The 16473-nt window shown below is 75.5% G+C and carries 13 protein-coding genes; 8 read left to right on the top strand and 5 right to left on the bottom strand.

Features of this window, described 5'->3' with window-relative positions; genetic code table 11:
• Window positions 1–55: 55 nt before the first annotated feature.
• The 3 genes from ACFU7Z_RS19610 to moaA form a co-directional block, all read right to left on the bottom strand.
• Entirely contained in the window at window positions 56–1621 is a 1566-nt protein-coding gene (locus ACFU7Z_RS19610; RefSeq protein WP_380778502.1) for an alpha/beta hydrolase, read from the bottom strand.
• 94 nt (window positions 1622–1715) lie between these two features.
• Window positions 1716–2489: an HNH endonuclease family protein gene (locus ACFU7Z_RS19615; RefSeq protein WP_117487336.1), complete on the bottom strand. Its 774-nt coding sequence runs from the start codon at window positions 2487–2489 to the stop codon at window positions 1716–1718.
• Window positions 2490–2640: 151 nt separating this feature from the next.
• Window positions 2641–3756, bottom strand: coding sequence for a GTP 3',8-cyclase MoaA (moaA, locus tag ACFU7Z_RS19620; RefSeq protein WP_380778504.1), 1116 nt, complete (start codon window positions 3754–3756; stop codon window positions 2641–2643).
• A 130-nt stretch (window positions 3757–3886) separates the two neighbouring features.
• On the opposite strand from moaA, the gene ACFU7Z_RS19625 reads away from it, so the two are divergent.
• From ACFU7Z_RS19625 to ACFU7Z_RS19645, 5 genes are all read left to right on the top strand, one after another.
• Window positions 3887–4504, top strand: a complete 618-nt coding sequence (locus ACFU7Z_RS19625) for an NTP transferase domain-containing protein (RefSeq protein WP_380778506.1) — start codon at window positions 3887–3889, stop codon at window positions 4502–4504.
• A 174-nt stretch (window positions 4505–4678) separates the two neighbouring features.
• Window positions 4679–5527: a hypothetical protein gene (locus ACFU7Z_RS19630; protein WP_241852729.1), complete on the top strand. Its 849-nt coding sequence runs from the start codon at window positions 4679–4681 to the stop codon at window positions 5525–5527.
• 221 nt (window positions 5528–5748) lie between these two features.
• Window positions 5749–6621 carry a hypothetical protein gene (locus tag ACFU7Z_RS19635; protein ID WP_049660965.1) on the top strand — a complete coding sequence of 291 codons (873 nt, stop codon included), beginning with the start codon at window positions 5749–5751 and terminating at the stop codon, window positions 6619–6621.
• A gap of 163 nt (window positions 6622–6784) precedes the next feature.
• The gene (locus ACFU7Z_RS19640) at window positions 6785–7732 is read left to right on the top strand and encodes a (2Fe-2S)-binding protein (protein WP_380778508.1); all 948 of its coding nucleotides are present in this window, start codon (window positions 6785–6787) and stop codon (window positions 7730–7732) included.
• Window positions 7733–7946: 214 nt separating this feature from the next.
• The gene (locus ACFU7Z_RS19645; protein ID WP_049659689.1) at window positions 7947–9086 is read left to right on the top strand and encodes a DUF2637 domain-containing protein; all 1140 of its coding nucleotides are present in this window, start codon (window positions 7947–7949) and stop codon (window positions 9084–9086) included.
• A 55-nt stretch (window positions 9087–9141) separates the two neighbouring features.
• Here the strand turns inward: ACFU7Z_RS19645 and ACFU7Z_RS19650 are convergent, their stop codons facing one another.
• On the bottom strand, window positions 9142–11550 hold the full coding sequence (locus tag ACFU7Z_RS19650; RefSeq protein WP_079271782.1) for a SpoIIE family protein phosphatase: 2409 nt from the start codon (window positions 11548–11550) through the stop codon (window positions 9142–9144).
• 338 nt (window positions 11551–11888) lie between these two features.
• Window positions 11889–12275: an ATP-binding protein gene (locus ACFU7Z_RS19655; protein ID WP_049658213.1), complete on the bottom strand. Its 387-nt coding sequence runs from the start codon at window positions 12273–12275 to the stop codon at window positions 11889–11891.
• A 665-nt stretch (window positions 12276–12940) separates the two neighbouring features.
• Between ACFU7Z_RS19655 and ACFU7Z_RS19660 the strand changes: the two genes are divergently transcribed.
• The 3 genes from ACFU7Z_RS19660 to ACFU7Z_RS19670 all read left to right on the top strand — a co-directional run.
• Window positions 12941–13651, top strand: a complete 711-nt coding sequence (locus tag ACFU7Z_RS19660) for an urease subunit gamma (protein WP_049658208.1) — start codon at window positions 12941–12943, stop codon at window positions 13649–13651.
• Entirely contained in the window at window positions 13648–15369 is a 1722-nt protein-coding gene (locus ACFU7Z_RS19665) for an urease subunit alpha (protein ID WP_375873907.1), read from the top strand. Before ACFU7Z_RS19660 ends, ACFU7Z_RS19665 begins: the two co-directional genes overlap by 4 nt.
• Window positions 15370–15386: 17 nt before the next feature.
• On the top strand, window positions 15387–16473 hold a 1087-nt coding region (locus ACFU7Z_RS19670; RefSeq protein WP_380778511.1), incomplete at its 3' end, for an agmatine/peptidylarginine deiminase.

Raw genomic sequence — 16473 nt, forward strand, 5'->3', positions numbered from 1 at the left:
CCCTCCGCGCTGTCCCCGGCCGACCCCCGCCGAGCACATCCGGACCCTGGCGCCCTCAGTCCGACCCGCAATGGGTGCCCGCCGCCGGCAGCCGCCCGTCCACCAGGAACGCCGTCACGGCCGCCCGGACGCAGCCGCTCTTGTCGTACGCGGTGTGCCCGTCGCCCTCCCGGGTGAGCAGCACGCCGTGCTCCAGTCCGGCGGAGAGCCGCTCGGCCCAGGCGTACGGGGTGACCGGGTCGGCGGTGGAGCCGATCACCAGGAGCGGGGCGCTGCCCGGCGCCCGGACCGGTCGCGGCGGCTCGGCCGGACGGTACGGCCAGGGGCGGCAGTCCGCTTCGAGCAAGGTGCCGACCGGGTCGTGCCCGCTGGTCAGCGGGGCGCGGGCGGCGAGTTCGGCGAGGGCCGGGCGCAGCTCCGCCTCGGTGGGCGGCGGCGGGCCGTCCGCACAGGAGATGGCGGCGAAGGCGTCGGCCGGGGTCCGGTAGCGGCCGTCCTCGCCGCGGCCGTCGGCGCCGTCGGCGAGGGCGAGCAGACCGTCGGCGTCGCCCCGGGTGACGGCCGGTTCGAGGGCCTCGCGCAGCCGGGGCCACGAGCGGCGGCCGTCGGAGAGCACGTCCAGGGCGGCGACCCAGCCGAGCGCGGCGGTGAGGGTCCGGCCGTCGGCGGCGCGCAGCGGGTGGTCGCGCAGGCCGTCGAGGAAGCGGGCGAGGCGCTGCGGGGCGGCGGCCGGGTCGGCGCCGAGCGGGCAGGCCGGCCCGTCCTCGGTGGCGCAGGCGGCGGCGAAGGCCCGGAGCCCGGTCTCGGCGGCGACGGCGGCTTCGATGCCGAGCCGCGCCGCGGGGGCGCTGTGGTCGACGGCGCCGTCGAGGACGAGCCGGCCGGTGCGCTCGGGGAACTCCTCGGCGTAGCGGGCGCCGAGGTGGGTGCCGTAGGAGAAGCCGAGGAAGTCCAGCCGGCGCTCGCCGAGGGCGCCGCGCAGCACGTCGAGGTCGCGGGCGGTGTCGCGGGTGCCGAGGTGCGGGAGCAGGTCGGCGTGCCGGGCGCGGCAGGCCTCGGCGAGGATCCGGGCGTGGTCGTAGGCCGGGTCGTCGGTGGCGTTCCACTGGTCGCGGGTGCGGTCGTCCAGGCAGTGGACGGGGGTGGTGTCGCCGGCGCCGCGCGGGTCGAAGCCGACCAGGTCGTACCGGTCGTGCAGCGGCCCCTGGTAGCTCTGCCAGCCCCAACGGACCATGTCGACACCGGAGTTGCCGGGGCCGCCGGGGTTGAGCAGCAGGGCGCCGAGCCGCCGCTTCGGGTCGGCGGCGGGCACCTTGGCGAGGGCGACGTCGACGGTGCGGCCGCCCGGGTCGGCGTAGTCCAGCGGGACCTTGAGGGTGGCGCACCGCACGGCGGCCGCGTCCTGGTCGCCGTCGTCCTCGCCGGGGCAGTTCCGCCAGTCGATCCGCTGGTCGTAGAGCGCGCGCAGGGCGGGGGCCGCGGTGGCGGCGACCCGTTCGTCCAGCGGCGGGCGGACGGCCGGGCGGGCGGCGCCCGTGCAGCCGCTCGACAGGGCGAGGGCGAGGGCGGCGGCGAGGGCGGGCACGGCGCGCCCGGCCGACCGGGGGAGCGGGGAGATCATCGGGGCCACCGCCCACGAATACCACCCGGCCCGCGCCCGGCCGTCACCGGGGGCACACCGCGCCCGCCCTTCGAGGGCGGGGATTGACGTTTCGTCAGCCGCCGCACAGCTGGAGCATGGTCTTCTTGTCGGCCTCGGTGACGGGCAGCTGGTACTTCAGCGAGACCTGGGCGAAGCGCACCGCGTAGGAGCAGCGGATCTCGGTGTTGGCGGGCAGCCAGGAGGCCGGGCCGGAGTCGCCCTTGGAGGCGTTCTGCGAGCCGTCGGCGGGGATCAGGTTCAGCGGGTCGTTGGCGATCTGGACGCGCTTGGCCTTGTCCCACTTGCTGGCGCCCATCTGCCAGTCGTAGGAGAGCGGCATCACGTGGTCGATCTGGATCTTGGAGGCCTGCTGCTTGGTCCACTGGACGCTCTTGCCGGTGTACGGGTCCCAGATGGTCATCGCGGTGACCGTGCAGTCCGAGCCGTCCTTGTGCTCGACGGCGGTGCCGTCGCGGGCCAGCAGGTCGTTGCGGGTGTCGCACTTGTTGCCGCCGAACGGGACGCCCTCGACGTTGTCCGTCCAGGCGGGGCCGAACTCGTTGCGGTCGTAGCCGTCCTTGGTGCCGACGGCGGCGGTGGTCACCTTGGCGATGACGTCCCGGCCGGCCTTCTGCTCCTCGGGGGTGGTCAGCGGCGCCAGGCCGGGCTTGGTGCCGTCCGGGTTCTGCAGCGGGCTGGTGCCGGTGGCCCCGGCGGCGGCGGTGCCGCCGTTGGCCTTGGGGCCGGTCGACTTGTGGTCGCGGCCGCCGATCAGCCAGCCGACCAGCGCGAGCGCGCATATCAGGAACACGGTGGCGGCGGACAGGGTGGAGCGGCGGGCGGGCACGGGGAACTCCGGAGGTCAGGGGCGGGTTGACGGCAAGCCAGCAGACCAGCCGCCCGGGGGCAGGTCAAGCCGACGCCACGCGATCCCGCCGAGCATGTCGAAGCTCACACCCGCTCATGCCCTGGTCCGGGCCCCAGCCCCGGCCGCGCCGTCAGCCGCCGATGGCGGACATCGGGCGGTCGGGCCGGACGAACTCCGCGCTGCCGACGGCGTGTCCGGGCCCCTTGCCCGCCACCGCGGCCCGCCAGGCCGCCTCGATCGCCGCGTCGTCCGCCCCGCCGCGCAGCAGTGCCCGCAGGTCCGACTCCTCCGTCGCGAACAGACAGGCGCGCAACTGCCCGTCCGCCGTCAGCCGCACCCGGTCGCAGCCGCCGCAGAACGGCCGGGTGACGGAGGCGATCACGCCGACGACCGCGTCCGTACCGGCGATCCGCCACTCCTCCGCCGGGGCGTTGCCGGACCGGCCGACGGGGACGAGGTCGAACCGCTCCCCCAGCGCCGCCAGGACCTCCGCCGCCGTCACCATCGCCGAACGGTCCCACGCCCCTTGCGCGTCCAGCGGCATGGACTCGATGAACCGCATCCGGTACCCGTGCCCGACGGCGAACTCCACCAGCTCCACGATCTCGTCGTCGTTGACCCCGCGCACCGGCACCGCGTTCACCTTCACCGGCCCCAGCCCCGCCGCCCTCGCCGCCGCCAGCCCCGCGAGCACGTCACCGATGCGGTCCCGGCGGGTGATCGCGGCGAAGCGCTCCGGACGCAGCGTGTCCAGGCTGACGTTCACCCGCCCCAGCCCCGCCGCCGCCAGCCCGGCCGCCGCGCGCGCCAGCCCGATCCCGTTCGTGGTCAACGACACCTCGGCCCCCAGCGGGGCGATCCGCCCGACCAGCCCCGCCAACCCCCGCCGCAGCAACGGCTCCCCGCCCGTCAGCCGGACCGACCGCACCCCCAGCCGCTCCACCGCGATCCGCACCAGCCGGACCACCTCGTCGTCCCCCAACAGCCCGGCGCGCCCGAGCCAGGGCAGCCCCTCCGCCGGCATGCAGTAGGTGCAGCGCAGGTTGCAGCGGTCGGTCAGTGAGACCCGCAGATCGGTGTGGACCCGGCCGAAGCGGTCCACCAGCGGGGGCGGGGCGGGGTCGCGGGCCTCGGTGTCGTGCGGTCGCGTGTCGTACGGAGGCGCGGTGCGCGGGTCAGGGCTGTGCGGGGCGGGGCTGCGCGGGGCAGGGCTGTGCGGGGCGGTGTTGTACGGGGCGGTGTTCATCGGCCCAGTACAGGCGGGCCGGGCCCGCCCCGGCCAGCGGCCGAACCGCCGGGGCGCGGCCGCCGCGCACCGCCTCCGCTTGTAACTTCCCACAATGCGCGCCCCGGCCCCGACCGGGCAGGCTGGCCCCATGCAGACAGCGCCGACACCCGCCGGACCGGGCCCGGTCGCCGCCCTGGTGCTCGCCGCCGGCGGCGGGCGGCGCCTCGGCGGGCGGCCCAAGGCGCTGCTCCGGTACCGGGGCCGGCCGCTGGTGGAGCACGCGGTGGCGGTGGTCCGGGCCGGCGGCTGCACGGAGGTCACGGTGGTGCTGGGCGCGGCGGGCGAACGGGTCCGGGCCACCGCGCACCTGCCGGGCTGCCGACTGGTCGGCAACCCGGACTGGGCGCAGGGCATGGGCTCCTCGCTGCGGGCCGGCCTGGCCGCGCTGCCGCCGCACGCCTCGGCGGCACTGGTGATGCTGGTGGACACCCCCGGCGTCACCCCGGCCGCGGTGGCCCGGCTGCTGGCCGCCCACCGGGCGGGCGCCGAACTGGCCGCCGCGGCCTACCAGGGGCGGCGCGGACACCCGGTGCTGATCGGCGCCCGGCACTTCGCCGAGGCGGCGGCGGGCGCCCGCGGCGACGCCGGGGCCCGCGCCCTGCTGGCGGCGCACGCGGCGGAGCTCGTCCTGGTCGAGTGCGCCGACGTCGCCGCCCCGGACGACCTCGACACCCCCGCCGACCTGGCCCGCTGGTCCGCCGGCTGAACGTCCCGGTCCGCCCCGCCGGGCATCCCCCTCCGGAAGGATTCCTTCCCTACCCGAGCAGGCAGGATCCCCTGATCCGTCCCTGAGGATTGCCCCATTCCGCGTCCTGCGCCGGACATTTCGGGGAGCATGGGAGACGTCCCACCCACCCGACACCGACGGACGGAGCCCGCGATGGCCGGACTGCCCGACGACTTCACCGGACACGACCCCGCTCGGACGGGGCCCGGCGGTGGCGCCCGGGCGATCCGCTGCCCCGCCTGCCGCCGCGAGCACCTCTACGAACCGCCCTCCCTCCCCTGTCCGTGCGGGGCCTCGCTCAAGGTGCCGCTGCTGCGCGGCGGAGTGCCGGTGCAGGTGCGCTTCCGCTCCTGGGAGGACTCCTGGCTGAGCATGCGCTGCCCGCACTGCGGCCGCTCCGACCAGTGGCCGCAGCCCGAGTTCACCTGCAACTGCGGCGCCACCGTCCGGCTGCCGGTGGACCGCGCCACCCGCCTGGGCACCGGCACCGCCGCCCCGCTCGCCGCCCCCGGCCCGCAGGCCGCCCGCCCGCTCCCGGCCCACCCGGCGAACGCGCCCGCCCCGGCCCCGCCCGCACCGTCCCCGACCGGCCGCTCCCGCCCGTTCCGCCACCGCGCGCCGTTCCGCCCGCACCCGGTGCGCACCTCGCAGGACGCGGTGTTCACCGCCGCCCGCTACCTGGAGTGGCTCGGCTTCGACGACCTGGAGCTCACCGAGTCCCAGGAGCGCGACGGGGTCACCCTGCTGGGCGGCCGGATGGTCGCCCAGGTGGACACCTGGACCGAGCCCGCCGACGTGAAGTCGGTCGAGTGCCTCTGGCTCCAGACCCTGCACGCCGAGGAGATGGCCGCCGCGATGTTCACCCTCGCGGGCTATTCGCACCAGGCCACCGTGCGCGGCGAACAGCTGCTGGTGGCCCTGTTCAGCCTGGACCTGGCGGGCGTGCCGCAGCCCGCGAACGGCGCCGCCGAGGCCCTGATGGAGACCGGCTGGACCTCCTGACCCACCGGGCGGCCCCGCCGGGCCGCCCCACCGGCCCCCTCCGGCCCCTTTCCCTCGCGCACCCCTAGATCATTTCTCTTCCAAAAGCAACAACCTTCGCTCGTGATCTGGTGCACAAGCTCACCCCCGTGTTGAATTGCCGCCACAGCGCGGGCCTTTCGCCCTGTCGTCGCCATGCGTGCGGGTCGTGGCGACAGGGCCTCAGGGGCAGGTCCGTGCCCATGCCGGATGGCGCACACAAGGAGGTGGCGTTGTCGGAGCACGGATGGGACCCGAGCAACCCGGAGGGGCGGGGGCGGGCGGCAGCGGAGGAGCCGGGTGACACCGTGTGGCGGCTGAGGTCCCGGGGGTGCTGGCAGGAGGCCGCCGAACTACTGCGACCGACCGCCGAGCACGACCCGGACGCGGCCCTGGGGCGGGCCGAACTCCTCATCGAGCAATGCCTGTTCACCGCCGCGAACTGGACCCAGGCGGAACAGGCGCTGCGCCTGGCGGAGGCCCTGGCCTCCGGCACCGAGCAGCGCGCGGCCGCCGCCTGCGCCCGCGGCTTCCTCGCGTACGTGGCGAGCGTCCTCGGCCCGCGCGACCGGCTGGACGAGGCACAGGCGGCGCTCGGCCGCACCTCGGCCCTGCTGCCGCCGGACGCCCCGGGCCGCCCACTGCTGGACTTCCGGCGCGGACTGGTCGCCGAGAACCTGCTGCGCGACCGCAGCGCCGCCTGGATCGCCTACCGGCGGGCGCACGAGGGCGCCGGCGAACGCGGGGACGAACTGCTGCGCTCGTACACCTGGCGGCACCTGGCCGCGCTGGCGCTCTCGCGCGGGGAGCGCGGGAACGCCCGGGAGGGCTTCGACGCCTCCCTGCGGCTGCGCGAGCAACTCGGCTTCACGGTGGGGGTGGCGCCGGCGCTCGCGGCGCTCGCCGAGGTGTCCGAGCCGCCCGAGGCCGCGCGGCTGCGGGCCGAGGCGACCCGGCTGGTGGACGCCCTGGGCGGCGTGCCGGTCTGGCTCGCGCGCCAGCTGAACGCCCTCCGCACAACCGGTGCTCCCCCGGACGGGCGCATCACCAGCGAGACCGGGGGGACGATCAGCTAAGGTGAGGCTAACCTGGCCGGGGGGAGCAGTACCCCGGCCAGGTCGCCTTGCCGTTCCCCGGGCACCGCCATGCCCCGGTCCGGCCGCGTCCGGCGCCGCCACCACCCGGCCGGGCACCGCCGGGCGGACCATGGGCGCCCCGGTCGACCCGATGGGGCCGTCCATGACCGCGAGCAGCACCCGGCCCGGCCCCAGGCCGCGCGTCCCCCGCGCCACCGGGGCGCGCACCCCCGCCCCCACCGCCCCGGGCGCCCCCTCGTACCACCGGCTGTCCGGACTCACCCCCGTCCTGACGGTGCGCTGCGCCCCGCCCCGGCGCGGCGGCGGCTGGCTGCCCGTCGCCGACCTCGCCGCCCGCCCCGAGGCGGTGCGCGAGCTGATCGCCCACGACGCCCGGCAGGGCCTCGCCCGCTACGGGCAGCCGCTGCGCCCGGACGTCGCGGCCGGCTTCGGGCTGCACCGCTTCGTCTGGCCGGTCTCGCTGCTGTTCACGCTGCCGTGGTTCCTGGAGCGGCGCGTCCCGCTGCTCGGCCTCGCGGACGTCGCGCTGCGCCGGCGCCCCGACGCGGTCGAACTGACCGTCCGCCCGGCGGAGTTCGCCTGCCTTCCGGACGACCCGGCGGCCGGGTCGGGGGCGGGTTCGAAGCCCGGGACGGCCGTCGGCCCGGAGTGGGCCCGGACGGTGCCGGACGAAGCGGCGCTGGCCGCCGCCCTGCGGTCCGCGCTGGGCGCCTTCCTGGCCCCGGTGCTCACCGCCTTCGGCCCGGAGGCGCGGCGCGGGCCCCGGGTGCTGTGGGCGATGGCCACCGACGCGGTGGTGGAGGGGCTCTGCTACGCGGGCGGGCTGCTCGGGGAGCAGGAGCGGGCGCGCGCCGAACTGTCCGCGCTGCTGGCGCCCGGCGGGCCCCCCGACCCCGCGCGCACGCCCGGCGCGGGCGACCGCCCCGCTCCCGCCCCGGCCCCCTTCATCCCGGGCGCCGGATTCGCGCCCCCGGCGCCCGGGGGCGGCGGCGCTCCGGCCCTGGAGCGCTCCCGGGCCAGCTGCTGCCTCGTCTACACCGCCGATCCGAAGGACATGTGCGGCGGCTGTCCCCGCGTCACGCGGCGTTGACGAAAATCTGTCCGATATCAGGTCCGAAAAGCCCGCGATTCCGGGAAAAGCCCGCTTCAAATTCGCATGACAATGCGATGGTAACCGGGTCAGAAATCCCTCTCCTCAGCGCATTGACGGCGAATCGGCCATTTCCTCGCCCCGCGTCCGCCATGATGGTCCCCGCCGTCACGACGCAGAAAAGCGACGCAGGAAAGCGAGGCTGGTTTCGGCGATGAAATTGTCCGACATACCGCTCGGATGGGCGATCACCGTGGTCGTGGGGCTGCTGGTCAGCGCACTCCTGGTGGCCCTGCTCCGCAGCCGGGGGTCCGCCTCCTCCACCGCCGGCACGGATTCCTGGGAACGCTCCGAGGAACGGCGCCGCCGCAAGGAATCCCTGTACGGCGGCGCCTCCTACACCCTGTTGTTCTGCTGCGCGGGCGTCGCGGCCGCCCTCTCCTTCCACGGCCTGGTCGGCTTCGGCGTGCAGAACCTCGGCCTGTCCGGCGGCTGGGAGTACCTCGTCCCGTTCGGCCTGGACGGCGCCGCGATGTTCTGCTCGGTGCTCGCCGTCCGCGAGGCCAGCCACGGCGACGCGGCGCTCGGCTCCCGGCTGCTGGTCTGGCTCTTCGCCGGCGCCTCGGCCTGGTTCAACTGGGTGCACGCCCCGCGCGGCCTGACCCACGCCGGCGCCCCGCAGTTCTTCTCCGGCATGTCCCTCTCCGCGGCGATCCTGTTCGACCGCGCGCTCAAGCAGACCCGCCGGGCCGCGCTGCGCGAGCAGGGCCTGGTGCCGCGCCCGCTGCCGCAGATCCGCATCGTCCGCTGGCTGCGCGCCCCGCGCGAGACCTACGCGGCCTGGTCGCTGATGCTGCTGGAGAACGTCCGCAGCCTGGACGAGGCGGTCGAGGAGGTGCGCGACGACAAGCGGGAGCGCGCCGACGAGAAGCAGCGCCGCAAACTGGCCGGGCGCCGGGAACGGGCCGAGATCCGGGCGATCAACCGCTCCCACAGCGCCTGGCGGCGCGGTGGTGGCACGGCGCGGCGGCTGGGGTCCGGCGCGGAGCCCGCGACGGCCGCTGCGGCGGACCGCCCCGGGGTGGAACGCGTCTCGACGGAGCGGGTGTCGGCTGAACGGGTGTCGACGGAGCGGGTGTCGGCGGAGCGCGTCGGGGCCGAGCGTCCCGAGGTGGAGCGCCCCGCCGGTCCGCGCGAGGTGGAACCGGCCGAGGGCACGGTCGTCCAGCCGGGCCTGCCGGCCCGTCCGGAGCGGCGCACCATCGACCTCACCCTGGAGGAGGACACCGTCACGCTGCCCCGGCTGGACGAGATGGAACGCAAACTGAAGGACCTGGAGCAGCAGTTCGGCTGACCGCTCCCCCGTCGGCGCCCCGACGTCCCCGGGGGCCGGAGACCGGGCCTGGGGCTCAGGCCGCCGACGTCCCGCTGAGCTCGAACCACATCCGCTTGCCGGAGCCGCGCGGCTCCACGCCCCAGGAGTCCGCGAGTGCCTCGACCAGCATCAGACCGCGCCCGGAGGAGGCCTGCTCCCCCGGCGTCCGGCGGGTCGGCCAGAGGTCCGACTCGTCCTCCACCTCGACCCGCAGCCGGGCCCGGCCACCGTCCGCCTCCGGCTCCCGGTAGAGCCGGGCGGTGAACATGGCGTCCCGGTCGGTGTGCCGGATGGCGTTGGTGACCAGCTCGGAGGAGAGCAGCTCGGCGGTGTCGATGAACTCGGCCACGCCCCAGCGGCGCAGCGCGTCGCGCAGCTCGGCCCGGACCTCGGCGACCCGCGCCAGGTCGGCCTGGCCGATCCGGCGGCGCAGCTGCTGGGCGGCCAGACCGCCGGCCGGGCCGTCCCAGCGCAGGAGCAGCAGCGCTATGTCGTCCTCGCGCTCGCTGGAGTCGGCGGCCTGGGAGGCGATCCGCTCGGCCAGCTCCTCCAGCGGGTCGCGGGCGGCCTGCCCGGCGTCCGGCAGCGGGCGGGCGAGCGCCCGGGCGAGCCGGGCGATGCCCTCGTCCAGGTCCATGCCGCGCGCCTCGACCAGGCCGTCGGTGCAGAGCAGCACGGTCTCGCCCGGGTCCAGGCTGAACCGGGTGACCCGGTACTCCTGGTCCGGGTCGATGCCCAGCGGCAGCCCGCCGGCCACCGGCACCACGGCGGCGGTGCCGTCCGCGCGGCGCACCAGCGGGTCGAGGTGACCGGCCCGGACGGCGTAGACCACGCCGTAGTCCACGTTGACCTCGGCGTAGGTGCAGGTCGCGAAGTGGTCGGTGTCCAGGTCGGCGAGGAAGCGGGAGGCACGGGCCATCACGGCGGCGGGCGGGTGGCCCTCGGCCGCGTAGGCGCGCAGCGCGATCCGCAGCTGGCCCATGATCCCGGCGGCGTGCACGTCGTGGCCCTGGACGTCGCCGATCACCAGGCCGACGTGTCCGCCGGGCAGCGGCACCACGTCGTACCAGTCGCCGCCGATCTGGAGGCCGGAGCCGGCCGCGATGTAGCGCACGGCGGTGGTCACGCCCGGGACGGACGGGACGGTGCGCGGCAGCATCACCCGCTGGAGGCCGGCCGCGAGCTCGTGCTCGGCGTCGTGCAGCCGGGCCCGGGCCAGCGACTGGGCGACCAGCCCGCCCAGCGTGGTCAGCAGGGTCCGCTCGTCGGCGTCCAGCTCGCGCTCGTCGTCGAAGCTGACCACGCAGACGCCGATCGCCCGGCCGCTGGCCACCAGCGGCAGGTACGCCCAGGAGCCCCGGCCGGTGCGGCTGGTCTGCTCCCACACCTCGGGGTAGCCGTCGCGGAAGTCCTCGCGGGTCGAGACGAAGACCGGCGCGCGGTGGCGCAGCGCCTCGGCGGCCGGGTGGCCGGGCGGCAGCACGGTGCGGTCCCAGACCGCCAGCGAGTCGGAGCGGTAGCCGGAGGCGCCGAGGATCTGCGCCCGTCCGGCCTCGAAGGAGGCCAGCACCAGGCCGTCCGGCGGCAGTCCGGGCAGCGGCAGTTCGGTGAACACCCGGGCCACGTCACGCACGGTGACGGCTTCGGAGAGGGCGCGCGCCGCCTCCTTGATGAACCGGGAGCGCTCCTCGCGCAGCAGGGCCATCCGGTCGGCGTGGTCCCGCTTGTGCAGCTCGACGGTGGCGTCCCAGACGAAGCCGACCATCCGGGAGGCCCGGCCGAAGGCGTCGGCGAGCACCCGGCCGCGGAAGCGCACCGCGCGCATGCCGCCGTTCGCCCCGACCGTCCGGTAGTAGGCGCCGCACTGGCCCAGTTCGGACACCGCGCGCTCGACCCGGCGGCGCACCACGGGCGCGTCCTCGGGGTGCAGCATGGCCAGGAAGGAGGCGGCCGTACGGTCGAAGCGGCTCTGCCCCAGGGCGTCCAGGCCGACGATCGCACAGGCCCGCTGGTCGCCCTCCAGGACGTCGCGGCGGATGTCCCAGTCGAAGGAGCCGATGCCGTTGGCCGCCATCGCGGGCTCCAGCCAGTCCGGCATGGTGTCCGCGGAGGACGGCGGCAGGCCGCCCGACAGCACGGGCGCCAGCCGGGCGGCGGCGAGGCTCGGGGACGGGCGCACCGCGGAGCCGCGGCGCGAGGACTGGGCGGGCGGCCGGGCCCGGCCCGTCCCGGTGGTGGTGGGGCCGGCGGCGGGCTGCCCGGAGGTGCGCGGCTCCGGGGCGCCCGGCTGCTCGGCGACACGCGGCTCGACGGCTCTCGGCCGGGCGGTGCGCGGCTCCACGGTCCTCGGCTCTACGGCTCGCGGCGCCACCGTCCGCGGCTCGACGACGGGCGCCGCGCCGGGAGGAAGCGCCGGCCCCGGCGACTCGGGCTCAGTGGGCATGCTGCTCCTGCCGCTGCCGTGGCGGACCGCGCCGACCGTCCGGACGGGCCGCGTGGCGTTGTGATGGGTCGTGCTGGATAGGACGGTGCGACGGACGGTCGCCAGTCGAGGTTCGGTCTCCCCGCTGCTTCCCGCACGTGGACACACATTCCCACCATCCTGGCCAATGTTCGGCCGAGCGGCAATGCCAACGGGCCGGAAATCTTCCGTTCCGCCTTCTGTTCTGGGCTTCCTTCGACGGCGAATCAATCGACGGCGAACAATCGTACGTCCTGCCGCCGACCCGGAACACACGGCCCGGAACGCACGGCCCGGAGCACGCCGCCCGGAGGCGGGACTCAGGGCATGGCGAGCTCGAACCAGGTGACCTTGCCGTCGCCGCGCAGCTGCACGCCCCAGGAGTCCGCGAGCGCCTCCACCAGCAGCAGGCCGCGCCCCGAGGTCGCGTACTCGCCCTCCGGATCGCGCCGCCGCCCGGGCAGTCTGCTGGTGCCGTCCTGCACCTCGATGCGCAGCCGGTGGTCCGACCCGAGCTCCGCGTCGAACACCGCGCCCTTGCCCGTGTGCAGCAGCGCGTTGGTGACCAGCTCGGAGGAGAGCAGCTCGGCGGTGTCGGACAGCTCCGGCACCCCCCAGTGGCTCAGCGCCGAGCGCAACCGCCGCCGCACCGCGCCCACCCCGACGAGATCCGCCGGATCGAGCGTGAGGTGCAGTCTCCGGTGCACGGCACACCCCGGTGCCGGCGCACCCGGCAGGGTCGTCCCGGTGCCGGCGACCGGCGCCTGGACCGGCCCGGACCGGTAGGCGTCGCCGGAACTCGTCCGCTGCCGCGGGAATCGCGACTGACCGTCCATCAACACATGCCCCCGCCCTGAAATCCGGGCCCCCGCCTCCGGATCCCCCGCCGGCCGGGTGGCCCCCTCGTTCTGACCACTCATCCTCATGCCCAGTTGACGGCGTTTGCAACAGTGTGCGTCCGATCACGTGGGGTGAAAGGGGCACGGGGTGGTTCGCGTGATCCAACTGCCCGCGCCGGACAGGTTTGCGAAGCGCAGAGGCTGTTTTCGAAGGAGCCCCCACCCGATCCCGCGCACACCCGGCGCCCGTACCGACCGTGCGCCCGACCACGCGCCCCCCGCCCCGCTCCCGCCGCGCGCCGGGGTCCGGGCACCGGCCCACCCGGACCTCTTCGCCCCCGCCCCCCGCTCCCGCCCGCTCACCCCCGTCCCCCGCCCGGCGGGCCGAACGCCCGCGGAGCGGCAACGCTGGACAGGGCGGCCCGCTGCGGGTTCAATGACCCCGAGGTGTTTGAACGTCGTTCTAACATCGACCCCGACAGCCCCGAGGCCCCGAGCAGACCCCCGTCCCCGGCGACCGCGAGCGAGGAACCGTGCGACTGACCCCCACCGAGCGGGACCGGCTGCTGATCTTCACGGCAGCCGAACTGGCCCGCGCCCGCCGCGCCCGGGGCGTGCGCCTCAACATCCCCGAGGCCACCGCCCTGATCGCGGACACCGTCTGCGAGGCCGCCCGCGACGGCCGCCGCCTCGCCGAGGCCATCGAGGCCGGCCGCTCCGTGCTCACCGCCGACGAGGTGCTGCCCGGCGTACCGGACGTGGTCACCGTCGTCCAGGTCGAGGCCGTCTTCGAGGACGGCACCCGCCTCGCCGTCGTCACCGACCCGTTCAAGGGCGCCGGCTCGCTCGGCGACGACGCCCCCGGCGGCGCGCTGATCGGCGACGGCGCCGGCTACGACCCGGTCGAGGAGACGCTGCTGCTCCCCGTGCACAACACCTCCGGGGTGCCGATCTCGGTCACCTCGCACTTCCACTTCTTCGAGGCCAACCCCCGGCTGGCCTTCGACCGGGCCGCCGCCTACGGCACCCACCTGGCCGTGCCGGCCGGCTCCTCGGTGCGCTTCGACCCGGGCGCCACCGTCGAGGTCGGCCTGGTGCCGATCGGCGGAGAGCGGGTCGCGATCGGCTTCGCGGGGCTCGTGGACGGGCCGCTGGACGCGCCCGGCGCGAAGGAGGCCGCCCTGGCGAAGGCCCGCGCGACCGGCTACCTGACCGGCTTCGACGACGCGGAGGTGCCCTCGTGAGCGCGATCACCCCGCACGACTACATCGCCGTGCACGGCCCGCGCGCCGGGGACCGGGTCCGGCTCGGCGACAGCGGACTGATCGTCCGGGTCGAGTCCGACTCCCAGGCGCCCGGCGACGAGTTCCTGGCCGGCTTCGGCAAGACCGCCCGGGACGGCCTGCACCTCAAGCCCGCCGCCGTCCGCGACACCTGCGACGTGGTGATCAGCAACGTCCTGGTGATCGACGCGGTCCAGGGCGTCCGCAAGACCTCGATCGGCCTGATCGGCGGCCGGATCGCCTCGATCGGGCGGGCCGGCAACCCCGACACCCTCGACGGCGTCGACGTGGTCGTCGGCACCGGCACCACGATCGTCTCCGGCGAGGGCCTGATCGCCACCGCCGGCGCCGTCGACACCCACGTCCACCTGCTCTCGCCGCGGATCATGGAGGCCTCGCTGGCCTCCGGCGTCACCACCATCATCGGCCAGGAGTTCGGCCCGGTCTGGGGCGTCGGCGTCAACTCCCCCTGGGCGCTGCGGCACGCCTTCAACTCCTTCGACGCCTGGCCCGTCAACATCGGATTCCTGGGCCGCGGTTCGTCCTCCGACGAGGCCCCGCTGATCGAGGCGCTGGCCGAGGGCGGCGCGTCCGGCTTCAAGGTGCACGAGGACATGGGCGCGCACACCCGCGCCCTGGACACCGCGCTGCGGGTCGCCGAGGAGTACGACGTCCAGGTCGCCCTGCACACCGACGGGTTGAACGAGTGCCTCTCCGTCGAGGACACCCTCAAGGTGCTCGACGGCCGGACCATCCACGCCTTCCACATCGAGGGCTGCGGCGGCGGACACGTCCCCAACGTGCTGAAGATGGCGGGCGTGCCGAACGTCATCGGCTCCTCCACCAACCCGACGCTGCCGTTCGGGCGGGACGCGCTCGGCGAGCACTACGACATGATCGTCTCCGCCCACGACCTCAAGCCCGACCTGCCCGGCGACGCCGCGATGGCCCGCGACCGCATCCGGGCCGGCACCATGGGCGCCGAGGACGTGCTGCACGACCTCGGAGTCATCGGCATCACCTCCTCCGACGCCCAGGGCATGGGCCGGGCCGGCGAGACCGTGCGCCGCACCTTCGCCATGGCCGGGAAGATGAAGGCCGAACTCGGCCCGCTCGACGGCGCCGGCTCGTACGGGACGACGGAGAGCGGCGACGACAACGAGCGCGTGCTGCGCTACATCGCCAAGCTCACCATCAACCCGGCCATCGCCCACGGCCTCTCCCACGAGGTCGGCTCCATCGAGATCGGCAAGCTCGCCGACATCGTGCTGTGGCGCCCCGACCACTTCGGCGCCAAGCCGCAACTGGTCCTCAAGGCCGGCTTCCCCGCCTACGGCGTGGTCGGCGACCCCAACGCCTCCACCGACCGCTGCGAACCGCTCGTCCTGGGACCGCAGTTCGGCGCCCACGGCGCGACCGCCGCCGACATCTCGGTGGCCTTCGTCGCCCAGGCCGCCGCCGACGGCGCCTACCTCGACCAGGCCGCCGACGGGCTGCCCACCCGCCGCCGCCGGGTCGGCGTACGGAACACCCGCGGCATCGGACCGCGCGACATGGTGCGCAACGCCCGCATCGGCCACGTCGAGGTCACGGAGACCGGCCTGGTCTCCCTGGACGGCTCGCCGCTGCGCTCCGAGCCCGCCGACAGCGTCTCCCTCAGCCGCCTCTACTTCCTCTGACCGCTTAGGACTTCACGATGACCACCGCCACGCCCGCCTCCCTCGGCTACCGGATGCCCGCCGAGTGGCACCCGCACGACCGCACCTGGATGGCCTTCCCCACCACCAACCCCACCTTCGACGGCCCCGAGCAGCTGCACGCCGCCCGCCAGGCCTGGGCCGCCGTCGCCGACACCATCGTCCGGTACGAGCCGGTGACGCTGATCGTCAACACCGGCGAGACCGAGCAGGCGCGCACGTACGTCTCCGAGAAGGTCGAGATCGTCGAGCGCCCGCTGAACGACGCGTGGATGCGCGACATCGGCCCCTCCTTCCTGATCGGCGGCAAGGGCTCGCTGGCCGCCACCGACTGGATCTTCAACGGCTGGGGCGCCCAGTCCTGGGCCCGCTGGGACAAGGACCAGCACATCGCCGAGCACATCAGCGAACTGACGGACGTCCGGCGCTTCGCCTCCCGGCTGATCAACGAGGGCGGCGGCATCCACGTCGACGGCGAGGGCACGGTCCTCGTCACCGAGACCGTCCAACTCGGCGAGGGCCGCAACGCGACCTGGACCAAGGAGGAGGTCGAGGCCGAGCTGCACGCCTTCCTCGGCACCACCAAGGCGATCTGGCTGCCGCGCGGACTCACCCGCGACTACGACGAGTTCGGCACCCGCGGGCACATCGACATCGTCGCCTCCTTCGTGCGCCCCGGCGTCGTGGTCGCCCACGTCCAGCCCGACCCCTCGCACCCGGACCACGAGGTCTGCCGCGAACTGGTCGCCGTGCTGCGCGCCTCCACCGACGCCCAGGGCCGGCCGCTGGAGGTCCTCGAACTGCCCGCCCCCACCGTCCTGCTGGACGAGGACGGCGAGCCGGTCGACTACTCCTACATCAACCACTACGTGGCCAACGGCGCCGTCGTCCTGTGCGCCTTCGACGACCCGCGCGACCAGGAGGCCGCCGCGATCCTCGCCGAGGCCTACCCGGGCCGCACCGTCGAACTCGTCGACGCCCGCGAGATCTTCGCCAACGGCGGCGGCATCCACTGTATTACCGGCGGCGAGGGCCAGTGCGCCGGCCGGGTTCTTCGCGCTCTCCGGTGGCTACGAGTTCCCCGCG

It is taken from the genome of Kitasatospora sp. NPDC057518 (assembly GCF_042802075.1).
In the GTDB taxonomy this organism is placed as follows: Bacteria; Actinomycetota; Actinomycetes; order Streptomycetales; family Streptomycetaceae; genus Kitasatospora.